Annotated in this window: 13 protein-coding genes, 1 rRNA gene and 1 pseudogene; 14 read left to right on the forward strand and 1 reads right to left on the reverse strand. The window is 67.3% G+C overall.

The genetic code is table 11. The annotated features are described in order from the left end of the window. The 7 genes and pseudogenes from rrf to recN all read left to right on the forward strand — a co-directional run. A 5S ribosomal RNA gene (gene rrf, locus AB0C34_RS22830) occupies positions 1–85 on the forward strand; the annotation flags it as partial. A gap of 798 nt (positions 86–883) precedes the next feature. Then, a pseudogene (locus tag AB0C34_RS22835) lies at positions 884–1,816 on the forward strand (hypothetical protein); the annotation flags it as partial. Between the two features lie 238 nt (positions 1,817–2,054). Further along, positions 2,055–2,945: an HAD-IIA family hydrolase gene (locus AB0C34_RS22840; protein ID WP_357076399.1), complete on the forward strand. Its 891-nt coding sequence runs from the start codon at positions 2,055–2,057 to the stop codon at positions 2,943–2,945. Between the two features lie 13 nt (positions 2,946–2,958). Next, positions 2,959–3,243, forward strand: a complete 285-nt coding sequence (locus AB0C34_RS22845; RefSeq protein ID WP_357076401.1) for a hypothetical protein — start codon at positions 2,959–2,961, stop codon at positions 3,241–3,243. Between the two features lies 1 nt (position 3,244). Next, positions 3,245–4,066: a TlyA family RNA methyltransferase gene (locus tag AB0C34_RS22850; RefSeq protein ID WP_357076404.1), complete on the forward strand. Its 822-nt coding sequence runs from the start codon at positions 3,245–3,247 to the stop codon at positions 4,064–4,066. Continuing rightward, positions 4,063–5,022 carry an NAD kinase gene (locus AB0C34_RS22855; protein ID WP_357076407.1) on the forward strand — a complete coding sequence of 320 codons (960 nt, stop codon included), beginning with the start codon at positions 4,063–4,065 and terminating at the stop codon, positions 5,020–5,022. Before AB0C34_RS22850 ends, AB0C34_RS22855 begins: the two co-directional genes overlap by 4 nt. Then, positions 5,000–6,784 (forward strand): DNA repair protein RecN, encoded by a 1,785-nt coding sequence (gene recN / locus AB0C34_RS22860; protein ID WP_357076410.1) that lies wholly within the window; start codon positions 5,000–5,002, stop codon positions 6,782–6,784. Before AB0C34_RS22855 ends, recN begins: the two co-directional genes overlap by 23 nt. A gap of 9 nt (positions 6,785–6,793) precedes the next feature. Here the strand turns inward: recN and AB0C34_RS22865 are convergent, their stop codons facing one another. Then, positions 6,794–7,213, reverse strand: a complete 420-nt coding sequence (locus AB0C34_RS22865) for an SRPBCC family protein (protein ID WP_357076413.1) — start codon at positions 7,211–7,213, stop codon at positions 6,794–6,796. Positions 7,214–7,805: 592 nt separating this feature from the next. On the opposite strand from AB0C34_RS22865, the gene steA reads away from it, so the two are divergent. From steA to AB0C34_RS22900, 7 genes are all read left to right on the forward strand, one after another. Then, positions 7,806–9,020 (forward strand): putative cytokinetic ring protein SteA, encoded by a 1,215-nt coding sequence (gene steA, locus AB0C34_RS22870; RefSeq protein ID WP_357076416.1) that lies wholly within the window; start codon positions 7,806–7,808, stop codon positions 9,018–9,020. A gap of 13 nt (positions 9,021–9,033) precedes the next feature. Next, complete coding sequence (locus AB0C34_RS22875) at positions 9,034–9,978, forward strand: copper transporter (RefSeq protein ID WP_357076419.1); 945 nt, start codon at positions 9,034–9,036, stop codon at positions 9,976–9,978. A gap of 146 nt (positions 9,979–10,124) precedes the next feature. Beyond that, on the forward strand, positions 10,125–11,846 hold the full coding sequence (locus AB0C34_RS22880) for a CTP synthase (protein ID WP_357076422.1): 1,722 nt from the start codon (positions 10,125–10,127) through the stop codon (positions 11,844–11,846). 4 nt (positions 11,847–11,850) lie between these two features. Beyond that, positions 11,851–12,510, forward strand: coding sequence for an NUDIX hydrolase (locus AB0C34_RS22885; protein ID WP_357076425.1), 660 nt, complete (start codon positions 11,851–11,853; stop codon positions 12,508–12,510). Between the two features lie 3 nt (positions 12,511–12,513). After that, a complete protein-coding gene (gene xerD, locus AB0C34_RS22890; protein WP_357076428.1) occupies positions 12,514–13,470 on the forward strand; it encodes a site-specific tyrosine recombinase XerD in 957 nt (318 codons plus the stop codon). A 442-nt stretch (positions 13,471–13,912) separates the two neighbouring features. Beyond that, entirely contained in the window at positions 13,913–14,857 is a 945-nt protein-coding gene (locus AB0C34_RS22895; RefSeq protein ID WP_357076851.1) for a ParA family protein, read from the forward strand. Positions 14,858–15,387: 530 nt separating this feature from the next. Next, the gene (locus AB0C34_RS22900; protein ID WP_357076854.1) at positions 15,388–16,194 is read left to right on the forward strand and encodes a segregation/condensation protein A; all 807 of its coding nucleotides are present in this window, start codon (positions 15,388–15,390) and stop codon (positions 16,192–16,194) included.

The following is a 16,194-nucleotide window of genomic DNA, read 5'->3' on the forward strand; positions in this document are numbered from 1 at the left end:
TCCCATTCCGAACCCGGAAGCTAAGCCTGCCAGCGCCGATGGTACTGCACTCGACAGGGTGTGGGAGAGTAGGACACCGCCGGAACATCCTTCACGATAGGGGACCCAGAATCTGGGTCCCCTATCGGCGTTTGAGCACCTGTCCGTGCTCGCAGCACGTCGCCGTGCCGGTACCCCACCGGTGGACGTGATTGAATTTGTGCAGCCGACTTATTTTTGCGGAATCCAGAAAGGGAGCACCGTGCCGGAACACAACGACGATCGGAAGCCCTTCCGGCGTGGCGCTCCCGACTCCGGGTCCGGCCGACGTGGTGACAACAGTGATAGGGACCCGCGCTCCGGCTCCGGCCAGGGCAGCGGTGGATTCAACCGCCGCGGCGATTCCGGAGAACGTGGCGGATTCAAGCGCCGCGCCGACTCCGGTGGCGACGGTTCGCGCGACAATTCTTCCGAACGCGGTGGTTTCAAGCGGCGCGGCGATTCCGGGAGCGAATTCGACCGTCGTGGTGATGCCGGCGGGCGCGGCGGGTCCGACCGGCGTGATAGTTCGCCCGAGCGGGGCGGATTCCGACGCCAGGACTCCGGCGAGCGTGGCGGTGCCGGCCGTGGTGTTTCCGGTGGCCTTCCCCGTGGGAGCGATGCAGCCAAGCGTGGCGGGTTCGAGCGGCGCGGCGACTCCGGCGAGCGTGGCAAGTTCGGTGATCGTGGTGATTCCGCCGAGCGTCGTGGTGATTCGCGTGGTGCCTTCAGCCGTGGCGGGGATTCCGGTGCGGATCGCGGGCTCCGACGAGATGGTGATTCGCGCGGCGGGTTCCGCCGTCGAGGTGACGAATCCGGCGACCAGAGTGGTGCGCGGCGCAGCGATCGCGGTGAAAGCGGAGAACGCGGCGGATCCGGATCGAGCCGTCGTGGCGGATCCGTAGACCGTAGCGGGGGCGGCAGGCGTGACGACGATCGTCGTGGCACGACCGGAGGCCGCGACGCCGGGGACCGTCGCGGATTCGACCGCGGCGCCCGCGGTGGCAGCTCGGAACGTGCGGACTGGTCTGCGCGTGGCGGCGCGTCGCAGGATCGACGGCGTGGCGGCGAAGGCGCTCGCGGAGGTAGCGGTTCTTCGCTCGACCGTCGTCCGCCCCGTCCGGAAGAGCCTGATCTGCCCGACGACGTACAGGCCACCGACCTCGACTCTGCTGTTCGACGTGACCTGCTCAGCCTCGACAAGGGCAACGCGGAGACGGTCGCTCGCCACCTTGTGATGGCGGTACGACTCATCGACGACGATCCAGGTCTGGCACTCGCGCACGCCAGGGCAGCTCGCCAGCGCGCCGGTCGGATCGCCGTTGTTCGCGAGACCGCAGGGGTTGCCGCGTATCACGCAGGTGAATGGGCTGAAGCGCTGTCGGAACTGCGTACCGCACGTCGGATGTCCGGTGGCTCCGGTCTGCTGGCCGTGATGGCCGACTGCGAACGTGGCCTCGGCCGTCCGGAACGCGCGATCGAGCTCGGCCGCAGCGAGGAGGGCCGTGCACTACACGGCGACGAGGCCACCGAGCTGCGCATCGTCGTCGCGGGCGCGCGCATGGACCTCGGGCAGTACGACCAGGCCGTCGTGACACTGCAGACTTCGGATCTGGACCCCGCACGCACCGGTTCGGCCGCGGCTCGCCTCTTCTACGCCTATGCCGACGCACTGGTCGCGGCAGGTCGTACCGACGAGGGTCTCACCTGGTTTCTCAATGCCGCGTCGGCAGACCTGGACGGCGAAACCGACGCTGAAGAGCGTGCCGCCGAACTGACCGGCGACGTCGACCTGTAGCGGTCGGGCGGCTCGGCGTCGGCAAGATTTGGTCCGGGCGGTGCGGGAGTTCTGCTTCGTCGGTTGTACCCGCACCGCGCGCGCCGGCACGAGTCGAGTGGCTGACGCCACGTCTTTTCTGGTGCCGGTCTGGCGTAGTGTTCGAATGTCTCGGACTCGCCGAGCGACTGTGCTGCCGGGCGATCCGGTGGTGTGTGAGTCGGCACGACGCCGATCGGTGACACGGAGTGAGAGTGGTGTGAAGCGACTACGGGATCGCTACCAAGCCCTGCTGCTGGATCTGGACGGCACGCTGTACCGCGGTCATGCGGTGATCGAGGGTGCGCCGCAGGCGTTGGCCGATGCGGGGGAGACAGCCCAGCGACTCGTGTACGTCACCAACAACGCCAGCCGGGGGCCGAGCGTGGTAGCGGCGCATCTGGCCGAACTCGGGTTTCCCGCGACGCCGGATGACGTGGTGACGAGTGCGCAGGCGGCGGCGCGCCTACTGGCCGAACGGCTCGACCAGGGTGCGCGGGTGCTGGTTGTCGGCACCGATGATCTGGCTGCCGAGGTGGATGGTGTGGGTCTGCGCTCGATCCGGCGCTTCGACGGCACCGTTCCCGCCGCTGTGGTGCAAGGACATTCCCCACACACGGCGTGGCCGGATCTGGCCGAGGCTGCCTACGCCTTGAGCGCGGACGCGCTGTGGGTCGCCGCGAACACCGACAAGACGCTGCCGAACGAACGTGGTCTCGCCCCGGGCAATGGCGCGATGGTCGCCGCGCTGCGTGCCGCCTCCGGCCAGGAGCCGGTCGTGGCGGGCAAACCGTACGCACCCCTGCTGGAGGACGCCCTTGTCCGCGCGGACACCCGTAGCGCGCTGGTAGTGGGCGACCGCCTGGACACCGATATCGAAGGGGCCAACCGTGTCGGCCTCGACGCGCTACTGGTGCTGACCGGCGTGAGCACCCTGGATGAGTTGCGCGACGCCGACGTCGATCGAATCCCCACCTATGTGTCGGACTCGTTGGATGCTCTCAACCATCCGCCGGTGTACCTGGAATCCGGCGGCGACCTGGGGGAGGTCTTGCGGCGCCACCCGGGACGAGCTGTGACGTTACGCGCGGCCGATGGGGAAATCCGATAGCGTTGACGGCACGATGACTACTCCTATGCCCCGTCCGAACGGCCCTCGCCCGGGGGCCCCGCTGCCCGGTCAGCATCTGCCGGGGGCGCAAGGTCGCGCGGAGCCCGCCGATCCAGGCCGGATCCGCAGCGAGGTGGACAGCCTGCTCGCCGAGCTCGATGCCCGGGCCACGCGTGGCGGCGTCGACGCGCCCGCCGACAGCGCGGAGTCCGGCGCGGATATCACCCGTCGTGCCCGCATTCTGGAGCAGGCGCACGATGTGCTCGTTCAGGCACTGGCCACGGTGGACAAGATCTGAGGTGGCCCGACGCGCGCGCGTGGACGCGGAATTGGTTCGCCGCGGATTAGCGAGATCGCGAGAGCATGCGGTCGAGCTGATCGGTGCCGGCCGCGTCCTGATAGCTGGAACGGTTGCCTCGAAGGCTGCGACCGCGATCGAGACGGGCACACCGCTGGTGGTGCGCGCGGTGCCCGACGAGGTGTCCTGGGCATCGCGTGGCGCGCACAAACTTCTCGGTGCGCTGGAACGGTTCGAGCCGGACGGGCTCACGGTCGCGGGCAAACGGTGCTTGGACGCTGGTGCTTCGACCGGGGGTTTCACCGACGTGCTGCTCTCGCGTGAGGCCCGTGAGGTCGTGGCTGTCGACGTGGGCTACGGCCAGCTGGTCTGGCGCCTGCGCAATGACGCGCGGGTACGGGTGTTCGACCGCACCAATGTACGCACCGTGACTCCGGAATCCATCGCCGGGATCGTCGATCTGGTGGTGGGCGACCTTTCGTTCATTTCGCTCGGTCTGGTCCTGCCCGCACTCGCGGCGTGCGCGGCGCCGGGTGCCGACCTGCTGCCGATGGTGAAACCCCAGTTCGAGGTGGGCAAGGAGCGAGTGGGCTCTGGCGGTGTGGTGCGTGACCCCGCGCTGCGTGCCCACGCGGTCTGTGCGGTCGCCGCTACTGCGGCGAGGCTCGGGCTGCGCACAGTCGGCGTAGTAGCGAGTCCTTTGCCGGGGCCGTCGGGCAATGTCGAATACTTCTTGTGGCTGCGCAATGATGGGCAGTTCGACGACGACGGAGAACGGGTCGCTGCTCTGGTCCAGCATGCGGTTGAGGAGGGTCCACAGTGAACGCGCAGGCGCCGGCGGGTGGCCGCGAAATCTTGCTGGTGTCCCATCCGGGCCGGGCAGAGATCATCGAGACTGCCCACCGGGTGGCGAAGATCTTCGCCGACGCGGGAATCTGCCTACGGGTGCTCGCCGACGAGGCGGACAGCACCCGATTCGAGGCCCAGCCGTGTGGCTACCCGGTGCGCGTGGTCGAGCACGGTCCAGCCGCGGCGGTCGGTTGTGAGATGGTGCTCGTGCTCGGCGGTGATGGCACCTTCCTGCGCGCCGCCGAGCTGGCACGCTCAGCTGCGGTGCCGGTGCTCGGAATCAACCTCGGCCGCATCGGCTTTCTCACCGAGGCCGAAGCCGAGAATCTGGATGAGGCGTTAGCGCAGGTGGTCCGGGGTGACTACACGATCGAGCACCGAATGACCATCGACGTCAAGGTCCGAGTAGAGGACGAGGTAGTTGACAGCGGCTGGGCGCTGAACGAGGCGAGCATCGAAAACGCCTCGCGTATCGGGGTGCTCGAAGTGGTGCTCGAGGTCGACGGTCGTCCGGTGTCCTCGTTCGGCTGCGACGGCATCCTGATCTCCACACCGACCGGATCGACGGCCTATGCTTTCTCCGCCGGTGGGCCCGTGGTGTGGCCGGAACTCGAAGCGCTGTTGGTGATTCCGAGTAATGCCCATGCCCTGTTCGCGCGACCACTGGTGACCAGCCCCGAGTCGCGGATCGCGGTCGAATCCGTCGCGACGGGGCACGATGCGATAGTTTTCCTGGATGGCAGGCGCACGCTCGCTCTGCCGAAGGGTGGCCGGGTGGAAGCGGTTCGCGGCGCCGAACCGGTGCGCTGGGTGCGGCTGGATTCCGCACCATTCGCCGACCGGATGGTGCGCAAGTTCCAATTGCCCGTGACCGGCTGGCGTGGCCGACGGCGAACGGAGAGCACAAGTGCTGACAGAGATCAGGATTGATGGCCTCGGCGTCATTTCCACGGCCACCGCGCAGTTCCACGAAGGGCTGACCTGCCTGACCGGCGAGACCGGTGCGGGCAAGACGATGGTGGTGACCAGCCTGCATCTGCTCAGCGGTGCGCGGGCGGACGCGGGCCGGGTTCGGCTCGGTGCGTCTCGGGCCGTGGTGGAGGGCCGGTTCACCGTCGAGGACGTCAACGACATCGCTCGCGCCGAGGTCGCGCGGGTATTGGAGGCGGCAGCGGCCGAACAAGACGATGACGGCAGCGTCATCGCGATCCGCACGGTTGGTAGTGATGGACGCTCGCGCGCGCATCTCGGGGGTCGCGGTGTACCGGCCTCGGTGCTGGCCGATTTCACGGCGTCGTTGCTGACGGTGCACGGCCAGAACGACCAGTTGCGCTTGCAGCGCCCCGATCAGCAGTTGTCCGCGTTGGACCGGTTCGCTGGCGATGCCGTCAATCCGCTGCTGCGGAAGTATCAGGTGCGGCGGCGTTCCTGGCTGGAGGCAAGGACGGAACTGCTCGAACGGACCGCGCGCAGCAGAGAATTGGCGCTCGAGGCCGACCGGCTCAAGCATTCGCTGAGCGAAATCGACGCCCTCGCACCCGAACCCGGCGAAGATGCGCGCATCGTCGGGGAGGTCCGCAGGCTCAGCGACCTGGACTCGTTGCGCGAGGCCGCCGCCACCGCGCATGACGCGCTGGCCGGTCCGACAGAGTCGCCCGAAGCCGGATCGGGCGCACTGGGACTGCTCGGTGCCGCGCGCACCCGGATCGAATCGGCCGATGATCCCGCGCTGATCGCCCTCGCGCCCCGCCTCGCCGACACGATCGCCGTGGTGGTCGATCTGACCACCGAGTTGAGCGGTTACCTCGCCGATTTGCCTTCGGACCCTGGTGCGCTGGATTCGCTGCTCACCCGGCAGGCCGAGCTGAAGACGCTGACCCGCAAATACGCTCCGGACATCGACGGCGTGATCGCCTGGGCCGACGAGGCCCGCACTCGACTCGGTTCGCTGGACGTCTCCGAGGAGGCTTTGGCCACGCTGTCGGCTGAGGTCGACAGTGCGGCGGCGCGGGTGCGGGAGGCGGCGACGAAACTTCGCGCCGCGCGGACCAGGGCAGCAGGCAAACTGGCAGCTGCCGTCAGTGCCGAGTTGGGTGGCCTCGCCATGGGCAAAGCCCGCCTCGACGTCGAGGTTCGGCGGCTTCCCGCGGGTCCGCAGGACACCGCACCGCTCACCATCGACGGGCAGGACGTGCACGCCGGTTCGTCGGGCATCGATGAGGTGGAATTCCGTCTGTCGGCGCATTCCGGCGCGCAATCGCTGCCATTGAGCAAGAGTGCATCCGGCGGTGAGTTGTCGCGTGTGATGCTAGCGCTCGAGGTGGTGCTCGCCGGCTCCGACCACGGGGCGACAATGGTGTTCGACGAGGTCGACGCGGGCGTGGGCGGCCGGGCCGCGGTAGAGATCGGCCGCAGACTCGCCCGTCTCGCTCGTACCCATCAGGTCATTGTGGTCACCCATCTGCCGCAGGTCGCGGCGTTCGCCGACACCCATCTGGTGGTCGACAAGTTCGATGACGGGGACGGCAAGGTCGCCAGCGGCGTCCGCGCGCTCACCAAGGATGAGCGTGTCATCGAGCTGGCTCGGATGCTGGCCGGTCTCGATGACACCGAGACCGGTCGGGCGCACGCGGAGGAGCTGCTGGCAACGGCACGTGCGGAGAAAGCGAGCGCCGAGGTGGCGACGCGGTGATCGCGTCGGTCAGCGCACAGCTTTCTGCGCGCCCTTGATGAACGTCTCGATCAGGTTTTTCAGACCGAATTCCAGCACCTTCTCGGGCACAGGGAGTTTGGGGTCGGACTCCAACGTGTAGGAGACCAGGGTGCCGTTGTCGGCGTCGGCGAAGGTGATGACGCCGACGTGGCGTTTCACCGGCGCACCCTTGATGATCTTGTATTCCATTCGCTCGCCGGGTACCAGCTTGGTGATCTCCTCGGTGACGCCGACCGGGCCCACGCCGATGTGGTGCTGGGCGCCGACACCTTCTCGGTCGCTCTGACCCGGCTTGGTCAACTTGACCTGGACCGGCAGGTACGGGCTGATGCTCTCGCGGTCGGCGAAGAGCCGGTACACGACGTCGCGCGGAGCGGCGATGACGGCATCGACGGTGGTGCTGGCCATGAGTCTCCTCTTCGAGTTACCTGTGACGGGCAGCATATAGCTACTTGGCTGGTCGATCGTGTTGTTCGCATCGGGATCGGGCGCCAGCCCCGACAGCTGAATGAATTCGGGTCGTGTGGTGCGCTGATGCGGAGGCTCGAGGCTTGATCGTGGACTCGGTGCGGCGACGCCTCCGGAGTGCCTCGGCGCACTCTGGATTGGAACCGAAGCCATCGGACACCGTTGTCCTCGAGCCCGCGAGCCCCGCTGATAGCCAATTATTAACTGTTCTGTGAATCGAAACAAAACGGCCGGGCGAGCGAGGGCGGGAGTTTCCTGGCCGTGCCGTCCTTTTTCGGCCTACGCGGTGGCGCGAACGGTTGCTCGGATTTTCGACATCGTCAGCGTAGTACCTCGCTGGAAATGGTTTGAACAGCGAAAAGAAAATTCGTAATGGTGATGCGAGATGCTCTAATGCCTGATTCGGGGTGTGGACCACCGGCGAGGAGGAACTGGGGACGGCTGTTGTCGGGGAGTATCGCAGTGACGAATGGGGTAGGAGATACGGCGCGCCTCCACCAATGGTTGAGGGTTAGCCAGCAGTATCGGCCTCATGCGGATGCTGGCATTGTTGTCGAAGAACACCGAAACGCTGTCCGGTCTGACCGGGATGGCCCGGGTGGATCGCAACACCCGGCGTCTGCTCACGCGGGTCGGGCCGGGTGACATCGTCGTCCTCGACGAGATGGACCTCGACCGGATGACCGCCGATCGGCTGATTCGGGCGGGCGTTGTGGCGGTGATCAACACCTCGCCGTCGATTTCCGGCCGCTATCCCAATCTCGGCCCGGAAGTGCTGGTGGCGAATGGGATTCTGCTGCTGGACACTGTGAGTTCCGATGCGTTCAGCAAGATCAAAGACGGCGCCAAGGTCCGGATCGATGACGGTGTCGTCTATGCCGACAAGGTGATCAAGAAGGAGCCGGAGGTTCTGGTCGAAGGCATCGAGCTCACCGACGCTGCCATCGTCGAACGGATGATCGAGGCGCGTAAGGGGCTGGCCGATCACCTGGAGGCTTTCGCGGGTAACACCATCGAGTTCATCCGCACCGAAAGCGCGCTGCTCATCGAAGGTATCGGCGTACCCGAGCTCGAGCTGTCGATGAGGCAGCGGCATGTGGTCGTCGTCGCCGACGGCCCCGATCACGCTGACGATCTCAAGCGGCTGAAGCCGTTCATCAAGGAGTACGCACCGATCATGATCGGAGTCGGCCGCGGCGCGGACACCCTGCGAAGGCAGGGCTATCAGCCCGACCTCATCGTCGGGGACCCGGACGAGATCACCTCCGCCACCTTGAAGTGCGGTGCCGAGGTGATCCTGCCCGCCGACACCGATGGGCACGCGAAGGGACTCGAGCGCATCCAGGATCTCGGTATCGGCGCGACGACGTTCCCCTCGTCGGGCTCGCCTGCCGACCTGGCGTTGCTGCTCGCCGACCATCACGGTGCCGCACTGATCGTCACCGCTGGTGCCGCGGCGTCGCTCGATGACTTCTTCGACCGCGGCCGCTGCAGCACCAATCCGGCGACTTTCCTCACCCGGCTCAAGGTCGGCACCAAACTGACCGACGCGAAGGCGATCGCCACGCTGTACCGCGACCGGGTCTCCGGGATTGTCGTCGCGCTGGTGGTGCTCGCCGCGCTGGTCGCGGTGATCGTCGTGCTGCTCGCGTCCAACAGCGGCGGGGATGTCCTGGACTGGGCGGTAGACAACTGGAATCGGTTGGCGCTCTCGGCGCGGGCGCTGGTCCGCTCCGGACTCGAGTAATCAAGGGAGAATCATGATTTCGGTGCGCCATCATGCCATCTCGATCGTGGCGATCTTCCTCGCCCTCGCGATCGGTGTGGTGCTCGGATCGCAGACAATCGCGGCGGACCTGCTGTCCGGACTCCGCGCGGACCGGACCGATCTCCGGCACAAGGTCGACGCGCTCTCCGAACACAACGGGCGACTCGCCGACCAACTCGCCGCCGCCGACCGATTCATCGCCGGCTCGTCGGGTCGTATCCTGGCCGGCACGCTCGCCGACCGTGGCGTTGTCGTGTTCACGACGCCGGACGCCGACCCCGGTGATGTCGACGCGGTGACCGCGGCGCTGCAGACTTCCGGCGCCGCGGTCACCGGGCGGATCGCGCTCACCGAGGACTTCCTCGACGCCGCCGAGGGGGACCGGATGCGTACCGCTGTCGCCAACGTTATTCCCGCGGGCGCCGAACTGCGCAGCGGTGCGATCGACCAGGGCAGCATGGCGGGCGATCTTCTCGGTCTGGTGCTTCTGCTCGACCCGGCGAACGGGCAAACCCGGAGCACTCCGGAGGAGCTCGACCTGACATTGGAGACCCTGCGCGGCGGCGGCTTCCTCGCCTACGGCGACACCCCGGTCCGTCCCGCGCAGCTTGCCGTGGTGGTAGTCGGAAACAACCTCGGATCGGCCGCGAACAGCCAAGGCGCCGATATCGCGCGCTTCGCAGGCGCCCTGCGTGGACGTGGTGCCGGCGTTGTCCTGGCAGGTCGCTCCGGCGCCGCCGAGGGCGTCGGCCCGATCGCGGTCGTTCGTACCAATGCCGCGCTCGCCACCCAGGTCAGCACCGTCGACAACCTCGACCGCGACATCGGGCGCGTCACCACCGTCCTCGCCCTCGGCGAACAACTCAATGGCGGGACGGGTCGGTACGGCACCGGCGCTCGAGCCGCCTCTGTGACCCTCGCCGCGCTCCCGGGCTGATTCAGGGGTACCTCTGTCCGTGGTCCGGCATCCGCCCGCGCGGCGACCCTGCGCACAGTTGCGCTGGTCCGGCTCCGCGTGGCGATCGAGTGGCAAACGTGCGTGGCGTCGAACAGACGGGCGGATTCGTGTTACCGTGAAGACCCGTGGGTCAAACACGGATTCAGGCGCGAACGGCCACGAAGCACATCTTCGTCAGCGGTGGTGTCGCCTCCTCATTGGGTAAAGGTCTTACCGCTTCCAGCCTCGGTCAGCTGCTGACGGCGCGTGGGCTGCGCGTCACGATGCAGAAACTCGACCCGTACTTGAACGTCGATCCCGGCACCATGAACCCTTTCCAGCACGGTGAGGTCTTCGTGACGGACGACGGAGCCGAGACCGATCTGGACGTCGGCCACTACGAGCGGTTCCTCGATCGGGATCTGTCCCGGGACGCGAATGTGACTACCGGGCAAATCTATTCGTCGGTCATCGCCAAGGAGCGCCGCGGCGAATACCTCGGCGACACGGTGCAGGTTATCCCGCACATCACCGATGAGATCAAGAGTCGCATCCTCGCGATGAGCGGTCCGGATCTGCAGGGGCAGACCCCGGACGTGGTGATCACCGAGATCGGCGGGACCGTCGGCGACATCGAGTCGCAGCCGTTCCTCGAGGCCGCCCGCCAGATCCGCCATGATGTCGGCCGGGACAACGTCTTCTTCCTGCACGTCTCGCTGGTGCCGTACCTGGCTCCCTCCGGTGAGCTCAAGACCAAACCGACGCAACACTCGGTGGCGGCGCTGCGCAATATCGGTATCCAGCCGGACGCGTTGATCCTGCGCTGTGACCGTGAGGTGCCGCAGGCACTGAAGAGCAAGATCGCGCTGATGTGCGACGTCGAGGTGGATGCTTGCATCTCCACGCCGGACGCGCCATCGATCTACGACATCCCGCGTGTGCTGCACCGCGAGGGCCTGGACGCCTACGTGGTGCGCAGGCTCGGTCTGCCGTTCCGCGACGTGGACTGGACCGTATGGGGCGATCTGCTCGACCGGGTGCACTCACCGCGCGAGACGATCGAGGTCGCACTGGTCGGCAAGTACGTCGACCTGCCCGATGCCTACCTTTCGGTCACCGAGGCACTGCGGGCGGGTGGGTTCGCCTCGCGTGCCAAGGTCAGCATCCGCTGGGTGCCCTCGGACGAATGCGAGACTCCGGCCGGCGCGCAGCACGCGTTGCACGACGTGGATGCTGTGCTGATCCCCGGCGGCTTCGGTATTCGCGGCATCGAGGGCAAGGTCGGCGCCATCCGATACGCGCGGACCCGTGGTATTCCGCTGCTCGGTCTGTGTCTGGGTCTGCAATGCGTGGTGATCGAGGCAGCTCGTTCGGTCGGCCTGGACGAGGCCAACTCGGCCGAATTCGAGCCCGACACACCGCATCCGGTCATCTCCACCATGGCCGACCAAGAGCAGGCCGTGGCCGGTGAAGCCGATCTCGGCGGCACCATGCGCCTGGGCGCCTACCCCGCGACTCTGGCAAAGGGGTCGGTGGTCGCGAAGGCATACGGCAGCGAGCACGTCTCCGAGCGTCACCGGCACCGCTACGAGGTGAACAACGCCTACCGCACCAAAATCGCCGAGAGCGGCCTCGAGTTCAGCGGCACCTCGCCGGATGGACATCTGGTCGAGTTCGTCGAACTGCCGGCGGACGTGCATCCCTTCTTCGTCGCCACCCAGGCGCACCCGGAGCTGAAGAGTCGCCCGACCCGCCCCCATCCGCTGTTCGCGGCGCTGATCTCGGCGGCGTTGAAATACAAGGCGGCCGAGCGGCTTCCGGTCGACATCCCGGACGGCGAATTCGCCAGCGCGACAGAACAGGCGTAGCAGTATGACCGATGGTGGGGCTGTCGAACCCGGCAGCCACGATTTCGAGACCGTGTCCAGTGCGACCGTCTACAGCGGAGCCATCATGGCGCTGCGGCTCGACCAGGTGTCGATGCCGGGCGCGCGGATCGTCGAGCGTGAGGTGGTCGAGCATCACGGCGCCGTCGCGGTCGCCGCGATCGACGACGACGACAACGTGGTGCTGATCAACCAGTACCGACACCCGATCGGCCGCCGGCTGCTCGAGTTGCCCGCCGGCCTGCTCGACCTCCCCGGCGAGGATCCGCTTGCCGCTGCGCAGCGCGAACTGGCCGAGGAAACCGGGCTTGCCGCGCGGGAGTGGGCGGTACTGGTGGATGTGGTGCTCTCGCCCGGTTTCACCGACGAGGCGCTGCGCGTCTACCTGGCACGCGGTCTGTATGAGACCGACCGCCCCGAGCCGGAACTGGAGGAGGCCGACCTCGAGGTGGTCCGGATGCCTGTCGCCGCGGCCGTCCGGAGTGCGCTGGCAGGGGAGATCGTGAACGCCACCGCTGTCGCGGGTGTGCTCGCGCTCGCGGCCGCCCGGGCTGGAAATGTCGAACTACGGGCGAAGGATGCGCCGTGGCACGGACAGCCGACCGCTTTCCTCCGCCGCAAGGCGGCGCGAAAGTCCGAAGACTGATCGATGGTGCTCGCGCGGGAGTTGGACGCCTATCTGGACCATCTCGCGGTCGAGCGCGGCGTCGCGCGCAATACACTCGGCGCGTACCGGCGCGACCTCGGCCGTTACCTCGACTTCCTCACCGGGCGTGGTGTCGGCTCGCTCGAGCGGGTCGCCGAATCCGACGTCGCCGAGTTCACCGTGGCGCTGCGTATGAGTGGCGGTCCGCATCCGCCGCTGGCGGCGAGTTCGGTGGCCCGCGCGCTGATCGCGGTACGTGGACTGCACCGCTTCGCCGCCGCTGAGGGTCTGACCAGCACCGACGTCGCGCACGCGGTGAAGCCGCCGACGCCGGGCCGCAGGCTGCCCAAGGCGCTGCCCTACGACCAAGTGCTGAAACTGTTGGAAGCCGCCGGCGGTGCGCCCGTGCACGATCCAGACGGCGTGGCAGGCGCGGAGGGGGGACCTCGCGGCCTTCGTGACCGCGCGCTGCTGGAGCTGCTGTATTCCACCGGCGCCAGGATCTCCGAGATGATCGGGTTGGATGTCGACGATCTCGACACCGAGGAGCGGGCCGTCGTGCTGCGCGGGAAGGGCGGCAAGCAGCGGATGGTTCCGATCGGACGTCCCGCTCTCGCTGCCGTCGACGCCTACCTGGCCCGTGGCCGGCCGATGCTCGCCGCTCACGCAAAAGGCAACGCCGGTGCGCTCTTCCTGAACGCCCGGGGCGGACGTTTGTCCCGCCAGAGCGCCTGGCAGGTCTTGCAATCAGCTGCCGAACGCTCGGGTATCGCAGCGGCGGTGTCGCCGCACACCCTGCGCCACTCCTTCGCCACCCACTTGCTCGACGGCGGCGCCGATGTTCGTGTCGTGCAAGAACTTCTGGGCCACGCGTCGGTGACCACGACCCAGATCTACACGTTGGTCACGGTCAACACCTTGCGCGAAGTGTGGGCCACGGCGCATCCCCGCGCTCGCTGACACCCGCGGCACCACCCGATTCGAGTCGCAACGCGAGGCGCGTTGTGGTCCTGCGGGGCACCGTGTATGCCTTCGACACGGCTATCCATGGACCTTCGGAGTTCTGCGCTGTCCGCGCACCAGGTATCGTCCGCTTCGAACACTTCCGGCAACGCGGCCGGATCGCGCGCGGATGAGGCGGACCGGGACGTCATGGACACTGTGCACAACCGGTTCGGTGTCCATTTCGTCGGAGGTCGGGAAGGCGCTGACCAGCGCTTGGCGAACACGCCGCGCGCAGGCGCGGCCCTCGAGTGCCGTCAGGCGGTAGCGTCTATCGAGAGCTGGACCGTACGAAAGCGAGGTCGGGCCCTGATCGGCCTCGCTAGGCTCGGCGAGGCAACGGGCAGGAACGTATAAGGAGCAGCGGATCGTGACAACAGCCGGAGCGGCAGAGCCGTCGATGGGTGCTGGGGCGGAGCCGCTTACGGGCCCGCGATCGGGTCCGTACTCGGACACCGCGCCAGAAACGCTCTGGGGCGGCGGAGTGGCGCCGGTGCCGGAGGACGGAGTCCTCGGTCCGACCGGACGGCCATTGCGCCTGGTCCCGGAGCCGCCCATGCCGGACAAGCACGGCGACGCCTTGGTCGTCGCTATGTGCAACCAGAAGGGCGGGGTCGGCAAGACCACCTCCACCATCAACCTCGGTGCCGCACTGGCCGAATACGGTCGCCGCGTACTGCTCGTCGATCTCGACCCGCAGGGTGCACTGTCGGCGGGACTCGGTGTGGCGCACCACGATCTCGATCTGACCGTGCACAACCTGCTGATCGGCTCCAAGGGATCCATCGACGACGTATTGATGCAGACCCAGGTCGAGAACATGGACCTGTTGCCGAGCAATATCGATTTGTCCGCCGCGGAGATTCAGCTCGTGAACGAGGTAGGCAGGGAACAGTCGCTCGGCCGGGCTTTGGAACCGATCCGCAACCGCTACGACTACATCCTCATCGACTGCCAGCCCTCGCTCGGCCTGCTCACCGTGAACGCGTTGGCCTGCTCGGACGGCGTGATCATCCCGATGGAATGCGAATACTTCTCGCTACGTGGGCTCGCCCTGCTCAACGACACCGTGGAGAAGGTGCGTGACCGATTGAATCCGCGGCTGAGTCTGTACGGAATAGTGGTCACCATGTTCGACGCCCGACTGCTGCATTCCCGCCAGGTCATGGCGCGAGTCGTCGAGGTGTTCGGCGACTTGGTCTACGACACGGCGATCTCGCGCACGGTCCGTTTTCCGGACGCCAGCGTCGCGGGCGAGCCGATCACCACGTGGGCGCCGAAATCGGGCGGAGCGGAAGCGTATCGGGCGATGGCGCGGGAAGTCATCCACCGGTCGGGCCGGTGATCGGTCGCTCCGACCCCGATCCCGCGAGAACCACCGATACACCCCGCCCGGGGGTTTCCACCGCGGGCGATGTCTCGATGTCCGAGAATGGCGCACCCGAGGCCGGAGCGCCTGGCGTTGCCCATGAACCCGCCGAACTATCCCGCGAACGCCCGGCTTCCGGAAACATTCCCGCACTCGGAAACGCGGCCGCCGCGTACATCGCCGCAGGGCGGGGCGCATCGTCGCGGCGCACGAACGCGGCGATCGTCGGCAGCGCCGGCGCGCGGGTCGAATCAGAGCCCGAGGCCGCGTCCCCGTCGAGTGTGCACACTCCGGTGGGAGAATCACCGACGACCGAACCGATGTCCCACCCCGTGCCAGTTGCGCGCGAAGTTACCGCAGGGCGAGACGATTCGCCGGCGGTGTCCGCCGCCCACGAATCGGCTGTCCCCCTACGAGCGGCCGCACCCGACATCGCGGCTACGGCTACCACGACATCCCAGAACACCTCTGCTGACGACAATCCCGCCCAGCCCGCCGGATTCCGTCTGCGCCTGAGCAACTTCGAAGGTCCTTTCGACCTGCTGCTCACCCTGATCAGTTCGCGAAAGCTGGACGTGACCGAGGTGGCTCTGCACAAGGTCACCGACGAGTTCATCGCCTACACCAAGGCGCTGACCGCGACCATGGCGCGGCAGAACACGTTGCGGGCGGACAAGATCCTGGATCAGACCACTGAATTCCTGGTCGTCGCAGCCACTCTGCTCGACCTGAAGGCAGCACGCCTGCTGCCATCCGGCGAGATGACCGACACCGAGGATCTCGAACTACTCGAAGCGCGTGACCTGCTGTTCGCCCGTCTGCTGCAATATCGGGCGTTCAAACAGGTCGCCGAATTGCTCGGCGAGCTGGAGGCCGCGGCGCTGCGCCGCTATCCCCGCGCGGTCGGGTTGGAGGAGCGTTACGCCGACTTGCTGCCCGAGGTTACCCTTGGAGTAGGGGCGGCGGAGTTCGCCGAGATCGCCGCGGTGGCCTTCCGGCCTCGCCCGGTGCCTACCGTCGGGCTCGACCATCTGCATACGCACGCCATCTCGGTCGCCGAACAGGCGGTGCTCGTGTTGGAGCGGCTCAAACAGCGCGGCATCGGTGGCTGGACGACTTTCGGTGAGTTGGTTGCCGACTGCGAGGTTCCGGTCCAGATCGTCGCGCGCTTCCTGGCCTTGCTCGAGTTGTATCGCGGTAAGACGATCGAGTTCGACCAGCCTGACCCGCTCGGCCCGCTGTCGGTCAGCTGGATCGGCGACGACGCCGCGAACCAGGCGGGCGCTGTGACTATCGAGGAGGACTACGGGTGA

It is taken from the genome of Nocardia sp. NPDC049220 (assembly GCF_040647855.1).
Classification (GTDB): Bacteria; Actinomycetota; Actinomycetes; order Mycobacteriales; family Mycobacteriaceae; genus Nocardia.